At 73.1% G+C, this 21462-nt stretch carries 21 protein-coding genes and 1 tRNA gene; 8 read left to right on the forward strand and 14 right to left on the reverse strand.

Going from position 1 to position 21462, the window contains the following annotated elements; all coding sequences use genetic code 11:
• Nucleotides 1-93: 93 nt before the first annotated feature.
• The 9 genes from rpmE to ABZ716_RS01705 all read right to left on the reverse strand — a co-directional run bounded on the left by rpmE (nt 94) and on the right by ABZ716_RS01705 (nt 11446).
• Entirely contained in the window at nt 94-312 is a 219-nt protein-coding gene (gene rpmE / locus ABZ716_RS01665) for a 50S ribosomal protein L31 (protein WP_351879120.1), read from the reverse strand.
• A 173-nt stretch (nt 313-485) separates the two neighbouring features.
• A complete protein-coding gene (locus ABZ716_RS01670) occupies nt 486-1586 on the reverse strand; it encodes an LCP family protein (protein ID WP_358812498.1) in 1101 nt (366 codons plus the stop codon).
• A 277-nt stretch (nt 1587-1863) separates the two neighbouring features.
• The gene (rho, locus tag ABZ716_RS01675; RefSeq protein WP_358955654.1) at nt 1864-3954 is read right to left on the reverse strand and encodes a transcription termination factor Rho; all 2091 of its coding nucleotides are present in this window, start codon (nt 3952-3954) and stop codon (nt 1864-1866) included.
• 425 nt (nt 3955-4379) lie between these two features.
• Entirely contained in the window at nt 4380-5318 is a 939-nt protein-coding gene (thrB, locus tag ABZ716_RS01680) for a homoserine kinase (RefSeq protein WP_358812500.1), read from the reverse strand.
• A 298-nt stretch (nt 5319-5616) separates the two neighbouring features.
• Nucleotides 5617-6687 carry a threonine synthase gene (thrC, locus tag ABZ716_RS01685; RefSeq protein WP_351879131.1) on the reverse strand — a complete coding sequence of 357 codons (1071 nt, stop codon included), beginning with the start codon at nt 6685-6687 and terminating at the stop codon, nt 5617-5619.
• A gap of 6 nt (nt 6688-6693) precedes the next feature.
• Nucleotides 6694-7983 carry a homoserine dehydrogenase gene (locus ABZ716_RS01690; protein ID WP_358812554.1) on the reverse strand — a complete coding sequence of 430 codons (1290 nt, stop codon included), beginning with the start codon at nt 7981-7983 and terminating at the stop codon, nt 6694-6696.
• A 160-nt stretch (nt 7984-8143) separates the two neighbouring features.
• Nucleotides 8144-9535, reverse strand: a complete 1392-nt coding sequence (lysA, locus tag ABZ716_RS01695; RefSeq protein WP_358955656.1) for a diaminopimelate decarboxylase — start codon at nt 9533-9535, stop codon at nt 8144-8146.
• A 19-nt stretch (nt 9536-9554) separates the two neighbouring features.
• Nucleotides 9555-10910, reverse strand: a complete 1356-nt coding sequence (nrtL, locus tag ABZ716_RS01700) for an ArgS-related anticodon-binding protein NrtL (RefSeq protein WP_358955659.1) — start codon at nt 10908-10910, stop codon at nt 9555-9557.
• Nucleotides 10911-10978: 68 nt separating this feature from the next.
• On the reverse strand, nt 10979-11446 hold the full coding sequence (locus tag ABZ716_RS01705) for a response regulator (RefSeq protein WP_351879139.1): 468 nt from the start codon (nt 11444-11446) through the stop codon (nt 10979-10981).
• Nucleotides 11447-11553: 107 nt separating this feature from the next.
• Here ABZ716_RS01705 and ABZ716_RS01710 point away from each other — a divergent pair.
• Together ABZ716_RS01710 and ABZ716_RS01715 are read left to right on the forward strand one after the other, a co-directional pair.
• A tRNA-Arg gene (locus ABZ716_RS01710) sits at nt 11554-11625 on the forward strand.
• 315 nt (nt 11626-11940) lie between these two features.
• Nucleotides 11941-12117, forward strand: coding sequence for a hypothetical protein (locus tag ABZ716_RS01715; RefSeq protein WP_157854805.1), 177 nt, complete (start codon nt 11941-11943; stop codon nt 12115-12117).
• Between the two features lie 53 nt (nt 12118-12170).
• Here the strand turns inward: ABZ716_RS01715 and ABZ716_RS01720 are convergent, their stop codons facing one another.
• Nucleotides 12171-12962, reverse strand: a complete 792-nt coding sequence (locus tag ABZ716_RS01720) for a hypothetical protein (protein WP_358812555.1) — start codon at nt 12960-12962, stop codon at nt 12171-12173.
• 321 nt (nt 12963-13283) lie between these two features.
• On the opposite strand from ABZ716_RS01720, the gene ABZ716_RS01725 reads away from it, so the two are divergent.
• Nucleotides 13284-13667, forward strand: a complete 384-nt coding sequence (locus ABZ716_RS01725; protein WP_358812503.1) for a hypothetical protein — start codon at nt 13284-13286, stop codon at nt 13665-13667.
• A gap of 37 nt (nt 13668-13704) precedes the next feature.
• Here ABZ716_RS01725 and ABZ716_RS01730 read toward each other — a convergent pair whose 3' ends face one another.
• Entirely contained in the window at nt 13705-14073 is a 369-nt protein-coding gene (locus ABZ716_RS01730) for a DUF6083 domain-containing protein (protein ID WP_358955662.1), read from the reverse strand.
• Between the two features lie 332 nt (nt 14074-14405).
• On the opposite strand from ABZ716_RS01730, the gene ABZ716_RS01735 reads away from it, so the two are divergent.
• A complete protein-coding gene (locus ABZ716_RS01735; RefSeq protein ID WP_358955666.1) occupies nt 14406-15386 on the forward strand; it encodes an XdhC family protein in 981 nt (326 codons plus the stop codon).
• Nucleotides 15387-15599: 213 nt separating this feature from the next.
• Entirely contained in the window at nt 15600-15995 is a 396-nt protein-coding gene (locus tag ABZ716_RS01740; RefSeq protein ID WP_358812506.1) for a DUF6479 family protein, read from the forward strand.
• A 43-nt stretch (nt 15996-16038) separates the two neighbouring features.
• On the opposite strand, the gene ABZ716_RS01745 is transcribed toward ABZ716_RS01740, so the two are convergent.
• Both ABZ716_RS01745 and ligD read right to left on the reverse strand, forming a co-directional pair.
• Nucleotides 16039-16941: an ATP-dependent DNA ligase gene (locus ABZ716_RS01745; protein WP_358955669.1), complete on the reverse strand. Its 903-nt coding sequence runs from the start codon at nt 16939-16941 to the stop codon at nt 16039-16041.
• Nucleotides 16938-17834, reverse strand: coding sequence for a non-homologous end-joining DNA ligase (gene ligD, locus ABZ716_RS01750; protein WP_358955672.1), 897 nt, complete (start codon nt 17832-17834; stop codon nt 16938-16940). Before ligD ends, ABZ716_RS01745 begins: the two co-directional genes overlap by 4 nt.
• A 31-nt stretch (nt 17835-17865) precedes the next feature.
• On the opposite strand from ligD, the gene ABZ716_RS01755 reads away from it, so the two are divergent.
• Nucleotides 17866-18966 carry a Ku protein gene (locus tag ABZ716_RS01755; RefSeq protein ID WP_358955675.1) on the forward strand — a complete coding sequence of 367 codons (1101 nt, stop codon included), beginning with the start codon at nt 17866-17868 and terminating at the stop codon, nt 18964-18966.
• 147 nt (nt 18967-19113) lie between these two features.
• On the opposite strand, the gene ABZ716_RS01760 is transcribed toward ABZ716_RS01755, so the two are convergent.
• Nucleotides 19114-19761, reverse strand: a complete 648-nt coding sequence (locus ABZ716_RS01760; protein ID WP_358955678.1) for a nuclease-related domain-containing protein — start codon at nt 19759-19761, stop codon at nt 19114-19116.
• A 103-nt stretch (nt 19762-19864) separates the two neighbouring features.
• On the opposite strand from ABZ716_RS01760, the gene ABZ716_RS01765 reads away from it, so the two are divergent.
• Both ABZ716_RS01765 and ABZ716_RS01770 read left to right on the forward strand, forming a co-directional pair.
• A complete protein-coding gene (locus tag ABZ716_RS01765; protein WP_358955681.1) occupies nt 19865-20614 on the forward strand; it encodes a hypothetical protein in 750 nt (249 codons plus the stop codon).
• A gap of 229 nt (nt 20615-20843) precedes the next feature.
• Nucleotides 20844-21440: a hypothetical protein gene (locus ABZ716_RS01770; RefSeq protein WP_358955684.1), complete on the forward strand. Its 597-nt coding sequence runs from the start codon at nt 20844-20846 to the stop codon at nt 21438-21440.
• Nucleotides 21441-21462: the final 22 nt, after the last annotated feature.

The raw sequence follows: 21462 nt of genomic DNA on the forward strand, positions 1-21462 counted from the left end.
AAATGGGCGGGGCGGGCTGGGCGACGACAAAGGCGCCGGCCCGGCCGCCCCCGCGTGGTCAGGGGGCGGCCGGTGACCGGCGCCTGGGTCGCGCTACTTCTTGGCCGCACCCTTGCCGAAGCGGGCCTCGAAGCGGGCCACGCGGCCACCGGTGTCGAGGATCTTCTGCTTGCCCGTGTAGAACGGGTGGCACTCGGAGCAGACCTCGGCACGGATGGTGCCGTCGGTCAGGGTGCTGCGGGTGGTGAACGACGCGCCACAGGTGCAGCTGACCTGGGTCTCGACGTACTCGGGGTGAACATCGCGCTTCAAGGTGTCTCCTAGATTCGGGAGGGCGCCGGGTCGCAGGAGCCGAATTGCGTACTGCGTGAACCGGGGCCGACAGACCAGTCTGCCAGGACCGGGCCGCCTGTCAAAATTCTCGGAACGCTCCCCTCAACGGGGTGGGAGCGACATCTATTCCGGCCCCTCGCGGGGCGGGGCCGCTACTGCACGATCGAGCCCGCGGCGCTCTTGTCCCCGTTGGAGTGCTCGGTGGCCGCGGCGGGGATGGGCTGGTCGGCCAGCAGGGCGTCCCAGACCATCTTGGAGTCCTTGGCCAGGACCGCGACACGGTCCTTGTCGAGCGGGTCCTGGGTCACCGGCAGGGTGATCATGTGCATGTTCTCGGCGCTGATGCCCTGGAGTCCCTGGGCGAAGCCGGCGAGGGACTTCACGTCACCGAGCGCCTTGTCGGTGGTGATCGCCTTGGTGGCGGAGTCGGCGAGACCGTAGAGCTTCTTCGGGCTGTCGAAGACCCCGATCCCCTTGACCTGCTTGATCAGCGCCTTGATGAACGCCTGCTGGAGCTGTATTCGGCCCAGGTCGCCGCCGTCGCCGACGGTCTTGCGGGTGCGGACCAGGCCGAGGGACTGCTCGCCGTTGAGCTTGTGCGCGCCGGCCGGCAGGTCGAGGTGGCTGCCGTAGTCCTTGATCGGCTTGGTGGTCGTGAGCTCGACCCCGCCGAGGTTGTCGATGATCTTCTTGAAGCCGGTGAAGTCGACCTCGATGTAGTGGTCCATGCGGATCCCCGACATCGCCTCGACGGTCTTGACGGCGCAGGCGGCCCCGCCGATGGTGAACGCCTCGTTGAACTGCGCGCGCTGCCTGGGGGCGCTGGTCTTCCCCTTGCTGAGGGGGCACGCGGGCCGCGGGAGCATCGTGTCACGCGGGATCGACACGACGCTGGCCTGCTTGTGGCCCTCGTAGAGGTGGATGATCATCGCCGTGTCGGAGCGGGCCGAGCCGCCGTCGTCCGCGCCGTACTCGCTGTTCGCCCCGTCGCGGGAGTCGGAGCCGAGGACGAGGATGTCCATCGAGCCGTTGTCCACGTCGGCCGGGCGGTCCTTGCCGAGGGCCGAGTCGATGTCGACGCTGTGCAGGTTGCCGTTGAGCTTGAAGTAGAACCAGCCGAGGCTTCCGCCGCCCAGCACGACCACCGCGGCGGCGGTCCAGGCGGCGATCCTGAGGCCCTTGCGGCGCTTCGGCTGAGCTCTTCGCCGGCGCCTGTTTCCGCCGCGGCCGCTCCCCCTGCTGTCCTCGCTCATGCTCTCCTCGGTCCTGGCTCCGTGCCCGCTGTTCTCTCACTCAGACGGACCAACGCATTCCAGGGTTCCACGAGCGGAGCACCGCTCCGCACGCCCCCACCCGGAAGGGAACGGTGTGTGACGCCCCGCCCACACCGGGTTGCGATCCGGGCGTCCGCAGGTCCCTGGCGGGCTCCGCGGGGCCGCCGGTGTGGCGAAACTCGCACCAACGACGGCGCCCCCCGCCGCGGTTGCGGTGGGGGGCGCCTGCGCTCACGCGCGGACCGGCCGGCGTCGGTCAGTCGTCGTTCTTGCCCGCCGGGGTGGTCTTGGCGATCTGCATCAGGAACTCGGCGTTCGACTTCGTCTGCTTCATCTTGTCGAGCAGCAGCTCGATCGCCTGCTGCGAGTCGAGCGCGTGCAGCACCCGGCGCAGCTTCCAGACGATGGCGAGCTCCTCCGCGTTGAGGAGGATCTCCTCCTTGCGCGTGCCCGACGGGTCGACGTCGACGGCCGGGAAGATGCGCTTGTCGGCGAGCTTGCGGTCGAGCTTGAGCTCCATGTTGCCGGTGCCCTTGAACTCCTCGAAGATCACCTCGTCCATGCGCGAGCCGGTGTCGACCAGCGCGGTGGCCAGGATGGTCAGCGAGCCGCCGTCCTCGATGTTGCGCGCGGCACCGAAGAAGCGCTTCGGCGGGTACAGCGCGGTCGAGTCGACACCACCGGACAGGATGCGGCCGGAGGCGGGCGCCGCGAGGTTGTACGCGCGGCCCAGACGGGTGATGGAGTCGAGCAGGACGACCACGTCGTGACCCAGCTCCACGAGGCGCTTGGCGCGCTCGATGGCCAGCTCGGCGACGGTGGTGTGGTCCTCGGCCGGGCGGTCGAAGGTCGAGGAGATGACCTCGCCCTTGACCGACCGCTGCATGTCGGTGACCTCTTCCGGACGCTCGTCGACCAGGACGACCATCAGGTGGCACTCGGGGTTGTTGGTGGTGATCGCGTTGGCGATCGCCTGCATGATCATGGTCTTGCCGGTCTTCGGCGGGGCCACGATCAGGCCGCGCTGGCCCTTTCCGATCGGCGACACGAGGTCGATGATGCGGGTGGTCAGCACCCCCGGGTCGGTCTCCAGGCGGAGCCGGTCCTGCGGGTAGAGCGGGGTCAGCTTCTGGAACTCCGGGCGGCCGCGGCCCGATTCGGGCGCCATGCCGTTGACGGAGTCCAGGCGCACGAGGGCGTTGAACTTCTCGCGGCGCTCGCCGTCCTTGGGCTGGCGCACGGCGCCGGTGGTGTGGTCGCCCTTGCGCAGACCGGCCTTGCGGACCTGGGCGAGGGAGACGTACACGTCGTTCGGGCCGGGCAGGTAGCCGGAGGTCCGGATGAACGCGTAGTTGTCGAGGATGTCGAGGATGCCCGCGACGGGGATCAGGACGTCGTCGTCGGCGACCTGCGGCTCGCCCGGGGCGAACTCGTCACGGCCACGGCGGCCACGGCGGTCGCGGTAGCGGCCGCGCCGGCCGCGCCGGCCGTCCTCACCGTCGAAGTCGTCCTGGGGACCGTTGTCCTGACGGCCCTGCTGGCCCCGGCCGCCGCCCTGCTGCTGACGGTCCTGGCGGTCCTGGCGCTCGGCGCGGTCCTGACGGCCGCCCTGCTGGCCCTGGCCACCGCCGCCCTGCGGCTGCTGGCCCTGCTCGTCGGCCTTGGCACCGCGGTCGCGACGGCCCTGACGGTCCCCGCGCTCACCGCGCTCGCCCCGCTCGCCGCGGTCACGGCGGTCGCGGCGGCTGCGGCCCTCGCCGGCCTCCTGGGCGGGGGCCTGGGTCTGGGTCTGGGCGGAGACGGCCACGGCCTGCTCCGCCTTGGCCTCGGCCTGCGGGGCGACCGCGGGGGCCTCGGTCTTCTGCTCGACCTGCACGGCGGCGGGGGCCGAGGACTCGGGGCTGCCGGTCGGGGCGGTGGCGCGGCGGCGGCGGCGCTCGCCGGCCGGGGCGTCCTCGCTGATCGGCTGGCCCGGGATCTCGATCTGGGCCGGCGCGGCGGTCTTCTCGGCGGGCGCGGCGGCGGCCGGCTCGCCCGTGCGGGCCTTGCTGGTGGCGCGGCGCTTCGGCTTGGCCTCGGCGGCGTCGGCGGCGGGGGCCGCGGCCTTGGGGGCACTGCCGCCCTGCGCCTCCTTGATGACCTCGATCAGCTGGCTCTTGCGCATCCGCGCGGTGCCCCTGATACCGAGGCCCGACGCGACCTGCTGCAGCTCGGCCAGGACCATGCCCTCAAGGCCGGTGCCGGAGCGGCGGCGCCGGGTGGCAGTGGCAGCTGCGGCGCCCGCGGCGGGGGCACTGGTGTCGACGTTGGTGTCGGCAGCGCCCATCAGATCGGTGGTGTCGCTCACGAAGGGTCCTTCCCTGGAGCGGACGTCGGCCTGTCTGGCTCGGCGACCGGTTGTGCTGTCCGGCGACGGTCCGTGACCTGATGGGGTTGGACCGTGCCGGGGCGGTGGTCCGCCGGTAGAGATACGGCGGAGAGAACGTGAATGAGTGGTTCCGGCGAGAAGCCCCCGAGCTGGAAGCGTGGGAATGTCACGCCGATTCCGGAGCGTGCCCGAAACTGCTGGAATCGATCAAAGCAGTCGGGGAGGCTCCCGGAAGAAAGGTGGTCCCGAACGGGGACACTGAGCACCGAGCCATGGCGGCTTCGGTTGCGCACTTGAGATTAACACTACCGGATCCAACAGACATTCCCCCTCTCCATCACCGGCAATCGCCCTTCCGGGGGCGTGCGGCCTGCCCGGCCGCCCGCCCCGCGGAGCCGTGTCCGCTAGGACACGGGCTGACCGCCCTGGGCGCCCAGCGGAAGGACGCTCGCTCCCGCGGCGTCGAGGGCGAGCCGGTTCGCGGCCCACCCCTCGCCCGCGAGCTGCGCGACCTTGTCGGCCGCGTCGTTGTCGACCAGCGCGAGGACCGTGGGGCCCGCGCCGGAGATGACCGCGGGGATACCGTCCGCCCGCAGCCGGCCCACGAGCGCCACGCTCTCCGGCATCGCCGGGGCGCGGTACTCCTGGTGCAGCCGGTCCTCGGTGGCGGCCAGCAGGAACTCGGGACGCCTGGTCAGGGCCTCCACGAGCAGACCCGCGCGGCCCGCGTTCACCGCTGCGTCCACATGGGGGACGGAGCGGGGCAGCAGGCCGCGGGCGGTCTCGGTCAGGACCGGCTTCGACGGGACGAAGACCACCGGAACGATGGAACCGGCGGGGTCCATACGGATCGCCTTCGCACTTCCGCCCTCCATCCAGGCGAGGGTGAAGCCGCCGAGCAGACAGGCGGCGACGTTGTCCGGGTGGCCCTCGATCTCGGTGGCCAGCTCCAGCAGCGCCGTGTCGTCGAGCCGGGCCTCCCCGCCTATGGTCACGGCGCGCGCGGCGACGATGCCGGCGCAGATCGCGGCCGAGGAGGAGCCAAGGCCCCGCCCGTGCGGGATGCGGTTGGCGCAGACGACCTCCAGGCCGCGCGGCTGGCCGCCCAGCAGGTCGAAGGCGGTGCGCATGGAGCGTACGAGGAGGTGGCTCTCGTCGCGCGGGAGGGTGTCGGCGCCCTCACCCGCGATGTCGATGTTCAGCCCGGAGTCGGCGACACGGACGACCACGTCGTCGTAGAGCCCCAGGGCCAGGCCGAGGGCGTCGAAGCCGGGGCCGAGGTTGGCACTGCTGGCGGGCACGCGCACTCGTACGGCGGCGGCGCGGAACGCTGGACCTGCCATCGGTCGATGACACTCCTTGTGACTGTGCGGGATCCGGCGGGCTGTGCGGGATCTTCGCTGCGAAATGTACTGGAGAACGTACGACACCCGAAGGCCCTCGGGGCAGCACCGCGGTCATATGCGCGGTGGCGGATGTCAGTACAGCGTATCGAAGGAAGGTTCTCCCGCGACATAGGGCGCACAGAAGGCGCACGGTGCGTGTCGGCGGCTTCGGGTGCCGGCGGACCGTCGCCGGATTCCGGAAGCTTTCCGGAATCCGGCAACGGCGGTCGCGGGGGGTTCGGGCCGGGGCCCGGGGTCAGACCAGGCCGAGCCGGATGGCCGCGGCCTCGGCGTCCACCGGAACGGTGACGGGCTGCGGAGCGCCGGCGACCGCCCAGTCGGGGTCCTTCAGGCCGTTGCCGGTGACGGTGCACACGATCGTCTGGCCGGGGTCGACCAGGCCCAGCTCGGCGGCCTTGAGCAGGCCGGCCACCGAGGCGGCCGAGGCGGGCTCGACGAAGACGCCCTCCTGCGCGGCCAACAGGCGGTAGGCCGCCAGGATCTGGCGGTCCGTCACCTCGTCGATGAAGCCGCCTGACTCGTCGCGGGCCGCCAGCGCGTAGTCCCAGGAGGCCGGGTTGCCGATCCGGATCGCGGTGGCGATGGTGTGCGGCTCCTTGACGATCTCGCCGCGCACGATCGGCGCCGAGCCCGACGCCTGGAAACCCCATACGCGGGGCGTACGGGAGGCCAGGCCGTCGGCCTTGTACTCCTTGAACCCCTTCCAGTACGCGGTGATGTTGCCGGCGTTGCCGACGGGCAGCACGTGGATGTCGGGGGCGTCGCCGAGCGCGTCCACGATCTCGAACGCGGCCGTCTTCTGGCCCTCGATGCGTACCGGGTTGACGGAATTGACGAGCGCCACCGGGTAGTTCTCCGACAGCGCGCGGGCCAGGTCCAGGCAGTCGTCGAAGTTGCCGTCAACCTGCAGGATCTTGGCGCCGTGCACGAGGGCCTGGCCCATCTTGCCGAGCGCGATCTTGCCGCGCGGCACGAGGACCGCGGAGACCATGCCGGCGCGCACCGCGTACGCGGCGGCGGAGGCCGAGGTGTTGCCCGTGGAGGCGCAGATCACGGCCTGGGCGCCGTCCTCCTTGGCCTTGGTGATGGCCATGGTCATCCCGCGGTCCTTGAAGGACCCGGTGGGGTTCGCGCCCTCCACCTTGAGGTGCACCTCACAGCCGGTGCGCTCGGAGAGCACCTGGGCGGGGACGAGGGGAGTACCACCCTCCCGGAGCGTGACCACGGGGGTCGTCCCGGTGACCGGCAGGCGGTCCCGGTACTCCTCGATGATGCCGCGCCACTGGTGGGTGCGATTGCTGCTCATGGGTCCTTACTCCCCTTCAACGCGCATGATGCTGGCGACACCGCGCACGGTGTCCAGCTTCCGCAGCGCCTCGACGGTCCCGGAGAGGGCGGCGTCGGGTGCGCGGTGGGTGACGACGACGAGGGATGCCTCACCGTCCTTGCCCTGCTGCCTGACGGTGTCGATCGACACCCCGTGCTCCGCGAAGGTCGTCGCCACCTGGGCGAGGACGCCCGGCTTGTCCGCCACATCGAGGCTGATGTGGTAGCGCGTGACGACGTCCCCCATGGGGCTGACGGGCAGCTGGGTGTACGCCGACTCGCCGGGCCCCGTTGCCTCGGCGAGCTTGTTGCGGCAGACGGCGACGAGGTCGCCGAGGACCGCGGACGCGGTCGGCGAACCGCCCGCGCCCGGCCCGTAGAACATGAGCCGCCCGGCGGCCTCCGCCTCGACGAAGACCGCGTTGTACGCCTCGCGGACGGAGGCGAGCGGGTGGCTGAGCGGGATCATCGCCGGGTGGACGCGGGCGGTGACGGACTCGCCGTCCGCGGCGCGCTCCAGGATGGCGAGCAGCTTGATGGTGCAGCCCATCCGCTTGGCGGAGGCGAAGTCGGCGGCGCTGACCTCGGTCATGCCCTCGCGGTAGACGTCGTCGAGGCGGACGCGGGTGTGGAAGGCGATGCCCGCCAGGATCGCGGCCTTGGCGGCGGCGTCGTAGCCCTCGACGTCGGCGGTCGGGTCGGCCTCGGCGTAGCCGAGGGCGGTGGCCTCGTCCAGCGCCTCCTGGTAGCCGGCGCCGGTGGAGTCCATCTTGTCGAGGATGAAGTTGGTCGTGCCGTTGACGATGCCCATCACCCGGTTGATCTTGTCGCCGGCGAGGGACTCGCGCATCGGGCGGACCAGCGGGATGGCGCCGGCGACGGCGGCCTCGTAGTAGAGGTCCCGCCCCTGCGCCTCGGCGGCGGCGTGCAGCGCGGCGCCGTCCTGGGCGAGCAGCGCCTTGTTGGCGGAGACGACGGAGATGCCGTTCTCGAAGGCGGTGGTGATCAGGGTGCGGGCGGGCTCGATACCGCCGATGACCTCGATGGCCACGTCGATGTCACCGCGTTTGAGCAGGGCGGTGGCATCGGTGGTGACGAGCGCCGGGTCGATGCCCTCGCGCACCTTCGAGGGGCGGCGCACGGCGACGCCGGCGAGCTCGACGGGCGCGCCGATCCGGGCCGCCAGATCGTCGGCGTGCGTCGTCATGATGCGCGCCACCTCTGAGCCGACCACTCCACAGCCCAGCAGCGCCACCTTCAGCGGACGCGTACGCATCATTCGACCTACGCCTTTCGATCTTTCTTCGCTCCCGGCGCGCGGGTTACGCGTCAGGTATTCGACCAGTCTCACTCAATGGACAGCAGTTTCCATCCTCGGTCCATTGAGTGAGACGTCTATTTTCGGGACCGGACGCCCGCTCCCGAAAACATGGGAATCATCCGAGGTCGAGGGACAGGAGATCTTCCTCCGTCTCGCGCCGGACGATCACTCGCGCGGCCCCGTCGCGCACGGCGACGACGGGCGGGCGCAGCGCGTGGTTGTAGTTGCTGGCCATGGAGCGGCAGTACGCCCCGGTGGCGGGCACGGCGATCAGGTCGCCGGGGGCCAGGTCGGCGGGGAGGAAGGCGTCCCGGACGACGATGTCGCCGCTCTCGCAGTGCTTGCCGACGACGCGGACCAGCATGGGCTCGGCGTCGGAGACGCGGGAGACCAGGGTGACGGCGTACTCGGCGTCGTACAGGGCGGTACGGATGTTGTCGGACATGCCCCCGTCGACGCTCACGTACGTGCGCAGGCCCTCCAGCGGCTTGATGGTGCCGACCTCGTAGAGGGTGAAGGCGGTGGGGCCGACGATGGCGCGGCCGGGCTCGACGGAGATCCGGGGCGCCTTGAGCCCCGCGCTCTCGCACTCCCGCGCGACGATCTCGGTGAGCGCCTTGGCGATCTCGTGCGGCTCGCGCGGGTCGTCGGCGGAGGTGTAGGCGATGCCCAGGCCGCCGCCGAGGTCGATCTCGGGCAGCTCGACGCCGTGCTCGTCGCGTACGGCGGCGAGCAGCCGCACGACGCGCTTCGCGGACACCTCGAAGCCGGCCATGTCGAAGATCTGCGAGCCGATGTGGGAGTGGACGCCGAGCAGCTCCAGCGACGCGTGCCCGAGCGCCCGGCGCACGGCCTCGGCAGCGGATCCGTCGGCGACGGCGATGCCGAACTTCTGGTCCTCGTGGGCGGTGGCGATGAACTCGTGGGTGTGCGCCTCCACGCCCACGGTCACCCGGATCTGCACGGGCTGGCGTACGCCGAGCTCGGCGGCGACGTGCGCGACGCGGGCGATCTCCTGGAAGGAGTCGAGCACGATCCGCCCGACTCCGGCGCCGACGGCCCGCCGGATCTCCGCCTCGGACTTGTTGTTGCCGTGGAAGGCGATCCGGTCGGCGGGCATCTCGGCGGCGAGGGCGGTGGTCAGCTCGCCTCCGGAGCACACGTCGAGGTTGAGCCCCTCTTCCTTCAGCCACCTGACGACGGCCTTGGACAGGAACGCCTTCCCCGCGTAGAACACGTCGGCGTCCTTGCCGAAGGCGTGCGCCCAGGCGCGGCAGCGGTGGCGGAAGTCCTCCTCGTCGAGGAAGTAGCCGGGGGTGCCGAACTCCTCGGCGAGCCGGGTGACTTCGATGCCGCCGACGGTGACGACGCCCTCCTCGTTGCGGGTGACGGTCCGCGACCAGACCTTCTCGTCGAGCGCGTTCAGGTCGGCGGGCGGCGGGGCGTGGTGGCCCTCGGGCAGGACGTCGGCGTGGCGGGGCCCGGCGGGGTGGGCGGAACGGCTCATCGGGATCTCTCTTCGGGTTTCACAAAGAATCTGGGGCGTCTATGCCGAGCAGGGCCAGGCCACCGGCGAGCACCGCCCCGGCGGCTTCGGCAAGAGCCAGCCGGGCACGGTGGGCGGCCGAGGGTTTCTCGTCCCCGAGGGGCAGGACGTGATGCTGGAAGTCGAGCACCGCATCGGCGACGACGAGAAGCTGCCGCGCGAGCCGCTCGGGCGCCCGGTGATGGGCGGCGGCTTCGAGGACGAGCGGGTGATCGGCCAGCGCCCGGAGAAGGGCGGGACCGGCGGGGCCGAGGGCGGCGGGGGTGGCGGAGGGCCCGGGGGTGGCGGGGTCGGCGGTGGCCGGGGTCCCGGTAGCAGCGGTGGCCTTGGGGGCGGCGGGGGCGGCCGGGGCCCCGGTGGCAGCGGTGGCCTCAGGGGTGGCGGAGGCGGCCGGGGCCCCGGTGGCAGCGGTGGCCTCAGGGGTGGCGGAGGCGGCTCGGGCCCCAGAGGCGGCGGGATCGGTGGTGGGACCGGGGGCGGCGGTCGCGTCAGGCGCCTCGACAGGTCCGGGTGCGGGGACGGCACCGGGGGCGTGGGCGGCCTCAGGCGCGTCAGCGGCTCTGTGGGCATCGGCGGCCTCAGGCGCGTCAGCGGCTCCGGGCGCGGGGACGATCCCGAGCTCGCCGGCCACTGCGGAGTCCTCAGCGAAGTCCTCGGCGCGGAAGCCGAGGCGCTCGGCGTTACGCATCAGGGCGCGCACCCGCGCGTGGGCGTACCGGACGAGGAAGACCTCGTTCTCCTCCCCCTGCACGAGCAGCACGTCCCCGAAGACCGGGGTCTCCCGGGCAGGGACGGCGAGCATGGCCCAGACGGCGGCGCCGGCCCCGTACCGCGCGAGCACGTCCCCGTCCCGCCGGGCGACGGGCGCGATGCGCGGCGCGCCGTCCTCCCCCTCGGGGCGACCGAGCCCCTGGCTCTCCCGGATCCGCGCGACGGCCGCCCGTACGACCCGCTCCCGGGAACCCCCGACCACCGACTCGGCGCTGAGCGCCTCGCCGCACCCGTACCGCGCGGGGCGCTCACGCACGTCCCGCACCAGCTCGGCGGCGGAGAGGGGGGCGAGGGTGAAGTTCAGGAACCCGGGCCCGGTGACCTCGACGGCCTCGATCCCCGGCTCCCGGGCCAGCGCGCTCGCGAGCACCCGGGCGGCCTCGCCGGCACCGCGCGCCCCGCCCCGTCCCATCCGCAGGGCGACGGGGCTGGCGTACTCCCCCACCCCTCCGGGCCGGCTCCGCTCGACGACCACCCGCGGCGGCGCGGGCCCGTCCAGCTCCCCGGCCTCGACGGCACGGCGTACGGCGTGTACGACGGCACGAGAGAGGTCGGCGGGGATCACGGAACCCAGCCTAGGGGAGAAGCCCCGCCCCCATGCATCGGGTTTCGCCATGTGAAATGGGGCAGCCCTCAGACCCCTCTGCCTGCCGGAGCACCCTTCCGCTCCCGCCGGTCCTTCCGCTCGACGAGCCGCCGTACGACCCGCACCAGCTCGGCCGGCTCGAAGGGCTTGGCGAGGAAGGCGTCCACCCCGGCGGCGATCGCGGTCTCGACCTCGTGCTGCGTGCAGGCGCTGACGATGGCGACGGGCACGTGCCGCGTCCGCGGATCGGCCCGCAGCCGCGCGGCGGCCCCGAACCCGTCCAGCCGGGGCATGACCACATCAAGGGTGATGGCATCGGGGCACACGCGGTGGACGACGTCCAGGCACTCGGCACCATCATTCGCGGTCACGACCTCGAAGCCCTCCAGCTCGAGGTTGACCTTGATCAGCTGCCGGATGACCTTGTTGTCGTCGACAACGAGGACCCGGCCCGAGGCGCCTGGCACAACTCGAGAGTAGGTCGCCCTAAGCCCCCGCGTCCGGGTTTTCGCCACTTCCACCCCCTCCGGGCGACCGACCTCCCCCCTCCCACCCAAACCGGTTCCTGATCACCCCACAGAAGCTGGTAGTGTTCCACCCGTCGCCGCAACGCGAACGACACGCCCCCGTAGCTCAGGGGATAGAGCAACGGCCTCCGGAGCCGTGTGCGCAGGTTCGAATCCTGCCGGGGGCACTTCGCAGGAAGTGCCCAAAGACCCCGCCATCAGCGAGTTCGCTGAGACGGGGTCTTCGCGTATGTGCAGCCAACTGCACCGTGTGCACCCGTATGTCAGACCCTGTGGACTCGACAAGATGTCGACCGGTCGGCCCAGGCCAGCCCCGGAAACCGACGGCAGCACCTCGGAGCTTTCGCCTGCACACTCGTGGTGTCCCGTGTTGCGGGCAGGCGTGCGCCCCTGAGCTTCCATCGGCCCTCCGTGCGCCCTCTTCCTGTCCCACGGCCTGCGCCATCGTCCTGGTGATGGCGAGGGCCGATGGAGGGGGTGGGATGACGCAACCGCTGTGCGGGGCGGCGACGCAGGATGGTCGCCGCTGCCGGAACAAGGCGATCACCGGAAGCGGGCAGTGCTCCAAGCACCAGGGGGCTTGGACCGCTTACGGGGTGGCGCAGCGAAAGAAGAAGGAAGCTGAAGCGAAGATGCGGAAGCTCCGGAAGAAGAAGTGAGCCGCGCAGCCTCTTCATGGACCGCTGGGACTCCGCGGCCCTCGCCCCGCCCGTCACGGGGTCCAGTACTGGGCGAGGGCGCCCTCGCGGTAGGGAGTGGGGCTCACGCTCAGGTCGCCTGAGAACGGGCGGTCGAGGACGAAGACCAGGAGCAGGCTGAAGCCGATGAGGCCGGCGACCGAGGCGACGAAGAGGAGCTGGATCCGGAGCCTGCGTACGCCGTAGAGGAAGGTGAGCGGGACGAGGACGGCGGCGCCGCCGAAGGCCAGGGCCTGGAGCAGTGGGGGGAGTTCCTGCTGGGCCATGTCGAGGCGGGCGCGCCGCTGGCCGGCGATGTCGTTGAGGTGGACGACGGCCTGCTCGTAGAAGACCTGTTCCCGCGGGGAGGCCGGGTTGTACGCCTGGAGGACCTTGAAAGCGGACCGGAGGTGCGTCTCCGTGGCCCCGTAGCTCGGCTCTCCGGCGCGCATGCGGGGCCACTGGTCCTCGACGACCGCGTGGACGTAGCCGCTGAGGGCCGCGTCGAGGTCGGCGTGGACACCGGCCGGGAAGGCGGCGGCGTCACGGGCGACGAGCGCGGCATCGGTGGCCTCGCTGGTGACGATGGTCTGCGTGCTGTCCAGCTGGGTCCAGAGCGTGACGATGACGAAGGCGAGGATGATCCCGTAGATCGCGCCGAACATTCCGAGCGTCACCCCGACCATGTCGTTGTGCTCGCCCCGCGCGAGCGACGGATACCGGCGGCGGAGCAGCACACTGCCGGCCACGGCGAGGACGACGGTCCCGCCGACGGTGACCACGGCGAGGGTGAAGGTGCTGATGTGGTTGAGGAGCCAGAGCGACATGTGCGGGGAGTCTAGGGACGCGCTGATCACGGCCTCGCCGCCCGCGACGCCGCCCAGCCCCGTCGAGTAGTCCTCTCGTCCTTCCGTCGCGGTGGTCAAGGGTGCCCTGCCGCTGCTTTCCGGGACCCGCGGCCCCCTTTCGCCATCCACACCATCGAGTGAGCGCGCGACCGGGCCCCGCGGGTGCTAGCCGTGTCGGCGGGGCGTGTCAAGACACGGGAGTCCGGGGGCTGACCGTGGGGCGGGGGGCGGGGCCTACTGGAGGGGAGGCCGGGACGCTGGAGAGCCCGGCCGGACCTTTCCGACCGGAGGAGGAACCCCGTGAATCAGCAGCCGCAGCCCTTCTGGACCCGCCGTCTCTTCGTGTTCGCCGCCTCGACCGTGATCGCCGCGGGAAGCGCCCTCCTGAACGTCGCCGCGTTCGCCGCCGTCCATGGGACGCCGCACGTGGCCGCCGGCGGGCAGCAGTGGCAGTGCATCACCGCTCCCTGTAATCCGCCGGACGGCGCGGGCAAGGACGGGCCGCCCGGGAGCGTTCCGTCCGGGCACGAGTGGCAGTGCATCAAGGCACCGTGCGGACCGCCCGACGGTGGGCGCCCGCACCATGTGTGGGAGTGCTTCGTCGCGCCCTGCACCCCGCCGGACGAGGGCTTCCCCCCGCCGAACCCCGCCCCGGTGGGCACCCCCGCGGCCCCCCTGGCGTGACCCCGGCCCGCCGGCCCGTCCGGCGGGCCGCTTCCGGCTAGCCGGCGTCGGGCCAGTCCTGCGCCGGTTCCGTGCGGCGCCGGGCCCGGCGGCCGTTCTCCGTACGCAGGGCGGTGAGCCAGGGCCAGAGGTCCGGGAGGGGCTGGGCGGCGCAGGCCAGGCGGTGTTCGACGCGGCAGCGCTGGGCCGGGTCCGGCGGACAGACCCCGTACACCGTCACCCGTCCGTCGGACTGGGGTATCCAGCGGTGCGGCGCCGGCACGACGTGCGCCGGCGGTGCCACGTCCGGTTCCAGCAGTACCCAGTCGTGGTCGGCCGTGGCCACCCTGTCCACCGGCAGACCGCAGTACATGCACTGCGGCTGACCGGTCGCGAGCCTGCGCGGTTCGTCCTGGTAGTCCCCCATACCGTGAGCGTCGACACTGCGGCGGCCTGTGCAAAGGGCGGAAACCGGCCGGGACGGGTGGGGTTCAAGGGCGCGGGTGAGGCGGGGAGCGGTGCGCGGGGCGACAGCCGTCACCGGTGTTCCGGACGCGTCGGCCGAGAGGGGTGGGGACGGGGCCAAGGCGGGGCGTCCGTACCGGTGTTCCGGTGGACCGTACGAGGGGGTGGGGCAGGGTCTGTGGGTTTGGGGGGTGGTGGGGGGAGCGGGGGTGCGTAGGGTGGATTTGAGGCCGCATTGTGCCGTTGACCAGGTGCTTTGTGGCGTGGTGGCGCATATGAGGATGGGGCGACGGGATGCGTGAGCTGGCGGAGACGGCGCGGCAGTGGGTGGCCGAGGGGCGGGTGGCGTTTCTGGCGCGGCCGGTGACCGAGCAGGGGTTCGGGCCACGGGATCCCGCCGGGGCCGTGCTCGTGGACGCGCGGGGTGAGTGTGCCGGGGCGCTGTACCGGGGCGTGTTCGACGCCGAGCTCGTGGCCGAGGCGGCGGCGCTGGGGGCCGGGGGCGGGGCGCGGGTGTGCGAGGTGTCGGTCGGGGCGGGTGAGGCCACTGGGGCGAAGCTGACCTGTGGCGGGCAGGCCGAGGTGCTGTTGCAGCCGCTGTCGGCGGTGCCGGCCGAGTGGTGGGAGCTGCTGGGGTCGGGGGCCGGGGTGGCGCTGGTGACCCGGCTGAACGAGGGGGCGGACGCCGCCGTGAGTGAGGTCGTACGGGCCGGGGACGTACCGGCCGACGACGCCGGGCGGCGGGCCGGGGAACTGCTCGAAACCCGTCGGCCGGGGCGGGACGCGCTGTACGGGGGGTCCGGGCTGGTGCTCGTGGAGGCGTACCCGTCGGCCCCGTACGTGGTGATCGGCGGCAGTGGGGAGCTGGCCGAGGTGATCGGGGCGCAGGCCGCGCTGCTGGGGTGGGAGTCCGTGACGGTGGAGAGCGCCGGTGAGGCGGAGAAGGTGCTCGGGCAGCACCGGGACGCCGCCTGCCTGGTGCTGCTCAGCCATGAGCCCGATTTCGACGTGCCGAGCCTGCGGACCGCGCTGGCGCTGGGGATTCCGTACGTGGGCGCGCTGGGGTCCCGGCGGACCACCGCGCGGCGCCGGGAGGGGCTGGTGGCCGCCGGGGTGGGCGAGGCGGAGCTGGCCCGGGTGCACGGGCCGATCGGGCTCGACCTGGGCGCCAAGACCCCGGCCGAGACGGCTCTGGCGATCTGTGCGGAGATCCTCGGGGTGCTCGGGGGCAGGGACGCGCGGGGGCTGCGGGACTCCGACGGGCCGTTGAGGTAGGGGGCCGGGGCGCCGGTGGCGGGGCGCCGGTGGCGGGGCGCCGGGGCTGGGGGCCTGCGGCCGAGCCCCCGGCGCGCCGGGGCTGAGGAGCCTGGGGCGGGGGCCGGGACGCCGGTGGCTGGGGGCTGGGGAGCCTGGGGCCGGAGTCGGGAGGCTCTGGGTTGGATGAGGACAGGTGGGGTGAAAAGCGGCGAAAACGGGAAAGTGATCTGTATGGACATGATCCTGAGTGTCGACGCGACCCTCTCCCACAGCGCGTGGTTCTTCATCGTCGGAATCGCCATCGCCGGGTTCCTCCTGGCCGGCTTCAAGCTGGGGCAGCGGGTGCGGGACAAGGAGCCGCCGCCGCCCACCCCCGAGAGCCAGCCCCACCTGCCCGACGGCGGTGCGGTGCACGAGGTCCGGGAGGAAAGGGACCCCGTGGGCTTCCCCGAGGGGGGCTTGCAGCCGCATGAGATGCAGGGGTTCGGGAACTTCGGGTCGACCACCTCCGCCCACCCCGACGAGGTGCGCGCCGAGCGGGAGTCCGGGTACAAGCAGGTGAGCGGCCCCGGGCCGCACCCGCAGCCGGGTGCGCCGCCCGACGCCGGCCGTGGGGCGCACTCCTAGCGTCCGTAGCTTCCCCCCTGTGACCCGCGCCGGACGGCGCGGGTCACAGGTCTGTCCTGAGGCGTAGCACCTCCGGCGGAGGGTGGCGGCCCGAGGTGTGGCGGACCTCGGCCGTCAGGGGCGGGTCCAGGGGGACGTACGGGGTCTCGCCCAGGCCGAGGGCCCTCACCACCGGCAGCTCCGCGGGCGGGGGCGCGGGCGCGGCCCGCAGGACCGTCGCGAGCTCGTTGCGCAGTGCGGGTGACAGGGGGCTCGACACCAGGGGCGTCTCCTCGTCCTCCCCCGGCAGGAGGAGGACGAGCGCCAGCGGGCGGCGCGCCGTGCCGGTGTGGCCGATCGCCGCCGCGTCGCGGACGTCGGTGTGGCGGAGCTTGCGCCAGGCCCGGCGGCCGGTGGGGTAGGGCTGGTCCAGGCGCTTGACGACGAGCCCCTCGATACCGCTCGCGGGCAGGGTCTCGTACCAGGTCTCGGCCAGTTCCGGGTCGGTGGTCATCGGCACCGGCTGGAGCGGCGGTCCGAGCGGGAGCAGGAGCTCGACCAGGAGGGCCCGGCGGCGTTCGTAGGGCCGGCCGCGCACGTCGAGGCCGGCCAGTTCCAGGACGTCGAAGGCCGCGTACGAGGCGGGCAGGGTCCGGGCCAGGGACGCGGCCCGGGCCGGGGTGGCCGCGGCCCGGCGCTGGACCAGGGCGAAGTCGGTGCGGCCGGCCTGCCAGACGACCACCTCCCCGTCCAGGACGGTCCCGGCCGGCAGCTGGTGCGCCGCCGCCGCGAGGTCGGGGAAGGCGGCGGTGACCAGGCGCCCGGAGCGGGCCTGGAGGACGACGCCCTCCGCCGAACGGAGGACGACCATGCGGTGGCCGTCGAACTTCGGCTCGTACGCCAGTCCCGGCCCGCGCGGCAGACTGCGTACGGAGGCGGCCAGGGCCACGCGGACCTGCGGGGTCATCGCGGGCTCCCGGGGAGGGCGCCGGCGCGGGCGGGGTCCAGGAGGGGGGCCAGGAGGTCGCCGTCGCGTTCGAGGCGGGGCGGGATGTCGTCGGCGAGGAAGACCAGGTCCTCCGGGTGCCGGCACGCCTCGACCTCCGCCCAGGTGACCGGCGCGGAGGCGGTCGGCAGGGGGCGGGCGCGCAGCGTGTAGGGGGCTGCGGTGGTCTTGGCGGCGGCGTTCTGGCTGTGGTCGACGAAGACCTTGCCGGGGCGCAGCGCCTTCGTCATCCGGTGCACGACCAGGTCCGGGAGCGCGGCCTCGGCCTCCTGCGCGAGGCGTTTGGCGTACGCGGACACCCGCGTGGACGGGGTCGGCTCCACGGCGACGGCCAGGTGCAGGCCCTTGGAGCCGGAGGTCTTGGCGTACGCGTCGAGCCCGTCGGCGGCGAGCCGGTCGCGCAGCCAGAGGGCGACGGCGCGGCATTCGACGATGGTGGCGGGCGGGCCGGGGTCGAGGTCGAAGACCATGCGGTCGGCGACGGCGGGTGCGTCGGCGGGCCACTGGTGGACGTGGAACTCGACGACCAGGTTGGCGGCCCAGATCAGCGTCGGCATGTCGCAGACGCACACCTGTTCGGCGCCGGGGTCCTCGGAGCGGGGGACGGGGGCGGTCTTCACCCAGGCGGGCGTGCCGGGTGGAGGATTCTTCGTGAAGAAGAGCTGGCCGTCGGGGCCGTCGGGATAGCGGAGGAAGGAGACGGGGCGGTCATGGATATGGGCGAGGAGGGCGGGCGCCACGGTGGCGTAGTAGTGCAGCACCTCGCCCTTGGTGAACCCCGTCCTCGGGTAGAGGACCTTGTCCAGGTTGCTGAGCGCGACGCGACGCCCCTCCACCAGTGTGATCGGCGTCATACGATGAGATTGCCACGAATCAGGAGGAACCGTGCGATCCATTTGGAACGGGGCGATCTCCTTCGGCCTGGTCAGCATCCCGATCAAGCTCGTGAACGCCACCGAGAGCCACTCCATCTCCTTCCGCCAGATCCACGTGACGGACGGCGGACGCGTCCGCTACCGCAAGGTGTGCGAGCTGGACGGGGAAGAGGTCTCGTCGGACGAGATCGGGAAGGGCTACGAGGAGGCGGACGGGTCGATCGTGCCGATCACGGACGAGGACCTGGCCCAGCTGCCCATCGCCACGGCGAAGACGATCGAGATCGTGTCGTTCGTGCCGGCCGACGAGATCGATCCGCTGCAGATGGACTCCGCGTACTACTTGCAGGCGAACGGGGCCACGGCGGCGAAGCCGTACACGCTGCTGCGGGAGGCGCTGAAGCGGAGCCGGAAGGTGGCCATCGCGAAGTTCGCCCTGCGGGGGCGGGAGCGGCTGGGGATGCTGCGGGTCGTCGACGACGTCATCGCCATGCACGGGCTGCTGTGGCCGGACGAGATCAGGGCAGCGGAGGGCGTGGCGCCGGAGGCGTCGGTCACTGTGCGGGACGCGGAGCTGGACCTGGCGGACGCGCTGATGGCGACGCTGGGCGAGGTGGACATCTCCTCCCTGCGGGACGAGTACCGCGAGGGCGTGGAGGCGATGATCGCGGCGAAGGCGGGCGGTGCGTTCGAGCCGTCGGAGGCGGTGGTGGAGCCGGCCGGCGGGCAGGTGATCGACCTGATGGCGGCGCTGGAGAAGAGCGTGCGGGCGGCCCGGGCCTCGCGGGGCGGGGAAGCGGCCGGGGACGCCGTCGAGGGCTCCGCGGCGGAGGCCGAGGTCACGCCGATCCGGCGGAAGTCGGCGGCGGCCGCTCCCAAGGCGGTGGGCGGCAAGAAGTCGACGGCGTCGGGCTCCCGGAGCAGATCCGGCGGGGCCGCCGCGAAGAAGACGGCGTCGGCGAAGTCCACTTCGAAGACGGCGGCCGGCAAGTCGGCCACGAAGAAGGCCGCTTCGGGCTCCAAGACCGCCTCGTCGGCGTCCGCGAAGAAGACCGCCGCCGGAGCGGGGACGGCGAAGAAGGCGACGCCGCGCAAGCGGAGTTCGGCCTGAGGGGCGGGGCGGCCGGCCCTGGGTGGGCCGCCGGAGCGTGCGGCCCCGAAGCGGCGGGAGGAAGCGTCCGGCCCGGCTGGGCCGTCGGGGGCCTCCCGCCCGGGCGGCTCTCGGAGGGGCACGGTCCGGGTCGCCGTCGGAGGGCCTCTACGGCTGGACCGTCCAGGTCGTTGCCGTGCGGGCCTGGGTGAACAGGGCTTCGACGTCCGGGAGTTTGAGGGTCGCCGGGACGGCGCTGAGGGTGGCCGCCAGTGTCGGCGGCTGGAGGACGAGGACGTCCCTGAGGGTGGGTGCCACCTCTACGCGGGAGGCGTCCACGAGGACCAGGGCCGGGGTGACCGGTGACGCCAGGACGCGGGAGGCGCGGGCCGCCGCGCGGCGGATCCAGCGCGGGTCGGGGGTGGGTGTGCGGCCCACCGTGAGGAGGAGGTCGCCGGCCTGGGCCCGCTGGCGGCGGGCCGGGACGGTGCGGAGGGCGAAGACCCCTGGTGGCCCGATGAGCAGGTGGTCCAGCGGGCCGAGCCCCGGCAGGGGGATGTCGTGCACGGCCCGCCAGTCGCCGGCCTCCAGGAGGTCGAGTTCCGCGCCCGTGCGCTGGAGCGCCAGGAGGTGCCGGCGTATGCGGTGCCGGGTCCTGCTGCCGCCCGGCGTGCCGCCGTTGCCGTACGCGAGTTCGCCGAGCAGGGTCTCACCGGGGCGGTTCGGGGCCAGGTCCAGGTCCGGCGGAAGGTGCAGGCGGCGCAGTTCGGCCGGGGTGGGGACGGGGGGTGGGCCGATGGTCCATTCCCCGCTCAAGTACGGGCGGAGCGCGGCTATTACGGCCTTGCGCAGGCCGTCCGAGCCTGCCGAGGCAGTGGAACCGGTGGAACCGGTCCAGTCGGCCAAGCCGCCTGAGCCGGTGGAATCGCCCGAGCCGTCCGAGCGAGCCGAGCCCGCCGAACTGGCCGGGGCGGCCGAGCTGGCCGAGCTCGCCGACCTTGCTGCGGCCGCCGAACTGGCCGAGACGGCCGATCTGTCCGGGCTCGACAACCCGGCCGAGGCCACCAAGCCGGCCGACCCGCCCGAGCTTGCCGACCCGGCCGAGGCCACCGAACTGCCCGAACTGCCCGAGGCGGCGGACCCGCCCGAACTCGCCGACCCGGCAGAGATCACCGAACTGTCCGACCTGGCCGAGACGGCCGACCCACCCGAGCTCGACAACCCGGCCGAGGCCACCGAACTGTCCGACCTGGCCGAGACGGCCGACCCACCCGAACTCGACAACCCGGCCGAGGCCACCGAACTGTCCGACCTGGCCGAGACGGCCGACCCACCCGAACTCGACAACCCGGCCGAGGCCGCCGAGCCGCCCGAGCTCGCCGACCCGGTCGAGCCGGGCGAACTGGCTGAGGCGGCCGACCCGCTCACGCTCGCTGGTCCGCCCGACTTGGCCGACCTGGCCGAGCGGCCCGAGCCGTCCGAGCGAGACGCGCCGGCCGACCTGGCCAAGCCGGGCGAGCCGGCCGACCCCGCCGACCCCGTCGACCCCGTCGACCCCGTCGACCCCGTCGACCCCGTCGACCCCGTCGACCCCGTCGGCAGGATGTTGATCCGGTTGGTCTGCCGGTCGTACCAGGCCACCGTTCGGCCGTCCGGTCCGTTGACGTAGAGCCGGCCGCGGCCGGCCCGGCCGCTCGCGTGCACCGTGAGTCCGCGCATCCGCCTCACCCCCACCGTCCATGTCAGCAGGCGCCGCCGCGGCCGGCAATCCCTCGGACATGTAACAGCTCCGTCGGCCCGCTGCTGCCTTCCTGTTACAAGGCCAGTGCCCCACCGCAACAGCCCGCCCCTACGTTGGAGGAGACCTGCCCGTACTGCCGCCGTCGAAGGACTCCCCCGTGGACACCGCCAGCCGCCGCACCCTCGTTCGCGCCACCGCCGTGACCGCCTGCGCCGCGGCCCTGCTGGCGCTGCCCACCGCCGCCGCGCTCGCCGACGGGCTTCCGGCCGCCGCCGGTGCGCAACGGACCCTCGTCAGCAGCCTCTCCCTCGCGGACGGGCGCTCGACCGCCAAGGTGTACCGGCTCGCGAAGGACGCGTACCAGGCGGAGATCGTGCGCGCCGGTGCCACGGTGGCGACGCTGACCAGCCGCGACGGGGCCACCGGCACGGGCGCGGCCGGGGAGCTGCACGCGGCGCTCCGGCCGGACGGGCGGCTCTCCTCCTGGGTCGGCGAGACCCCCGCGCGGGACGGCTCGCACGCGCTGGCCGGCGACGGCCACAAGACGGCGATCCGCCACGGGGCCGGCCAGGTGGTGCCGGCCGCCGCCGGGGCCCACCGCACCCTCGGCGCCACCGAGGCGCTGCGGCTGAACACCCTGGCCGACGGCCCGGGCGGCGGGGTGCTGCTGCTCGCCGCGGGCGGCGGCATCGCGGCCGTCGGCGCGGCCGGCCTGGGCTTCGCCATGCTGCGGCGGGGGCGTACGGACGCCTGAGCAGCGGGTCCGGGGCCGCGGC

Origin of the sequence: Streptomyces sp. NPDC006687 (assembly GCF_040636215.1) — a bacterium.
Taxonomy (GTDB): domain Bacteria; phylum Actinomycetota; class Actinomycetes; order Streptomycetales; family Streptomycetaceae; genus Streptomyces.

Excerpts from the sequence above, each read along its gene's own strand:
- ABZ716_RS01670 (WP_358812498.1), bottom strand. The coding sequence starts at position 1,586 with ATGAGCGAGGACAGCAGGGGGAGCGGCCGCGGCGGAAACAGGCGCCGG.
- thrC (WP_351879131.1), bottom strand. The coding sequence starts at position 6,687 with ATGAGCAGCAATCGCACCCACCAGTGGCGCGGCATCATCGAGGAGTAC.
- ABZ716_RS01730 (WP_358955662.1), bottom strand. The coding sequence starts at position 14,073 with ATGGGGGACTACCAGGACGAACCGCGCAGGCTCGCGACCGGTCAGCCG.
- ABZ716_RS01715 (WP_157854805.1), top strand. The coding sequence starts at position 11,941 with ATGACGCAACCGCTGTGCGGGGCGGCGACGCAGGATGGTCGCCGCTGC.
- ABZ716_RS01690 (WP_358812554.1), bottom strand. The coding sequence starts at position 7,983 with ATGCGTACGCGTCCGCTGAAGGTGGCGCTGCTGGGCTGTGGAGTGGTC.
- ABZ716_RS01745 (WP_358955669.1), bottom strand. The coding sequence starts at position 16,941 with ATGACCCCGCAGGTCCGCGTGGCCCTGGCCGCCTCCGTACGCAGTCTG.
- thrB (WP_358812500.1), bottom strand. The coding sequence starts at position 5,318 with ATGGCAGGTCCAGCGTTCCGCGCCGCCGCCGTACGAGTGCGCGTGCCC.
- lysA (WP_358955656.1), bottom strand. The coding sequence starts at position 9,535 with ATGAGCCGTTCCGCCCACCCCGCCGGGCCCCGCCACGCCGACGTCCTG.
- ABZ716_RS01720 (WP_358812555.1), bottom strand. The coding sequence starts at position 12,962 with ATGTCGCTCTGGCTCCTCAACCACATCAGCACCTTCACCCTCGCCGTG.
- ligD (WP_358955672.1), bottom strand. The coding sequence starts at position 17,834 with ATGACGCCGATCACACTGGTGGAGGGGCGTCGCGTCGCGCTCAGCAAC.
- ABZ716_RS01740 (WP_358812506.1), top strand. The coding sequence starts at position 15,600 with ATGGACATGATCCTGAGTGTCGACGCGACCCTCTCCCACAGCGCGTGG.
- ABZ716_RS01735 (WP_358955666.1), top strand. The coding sequence starts at position 14,406 with ATGCGTGAGCTGGCGGAGACGGCGCGGCAGTGGGTGGCCGAGGGGCGG.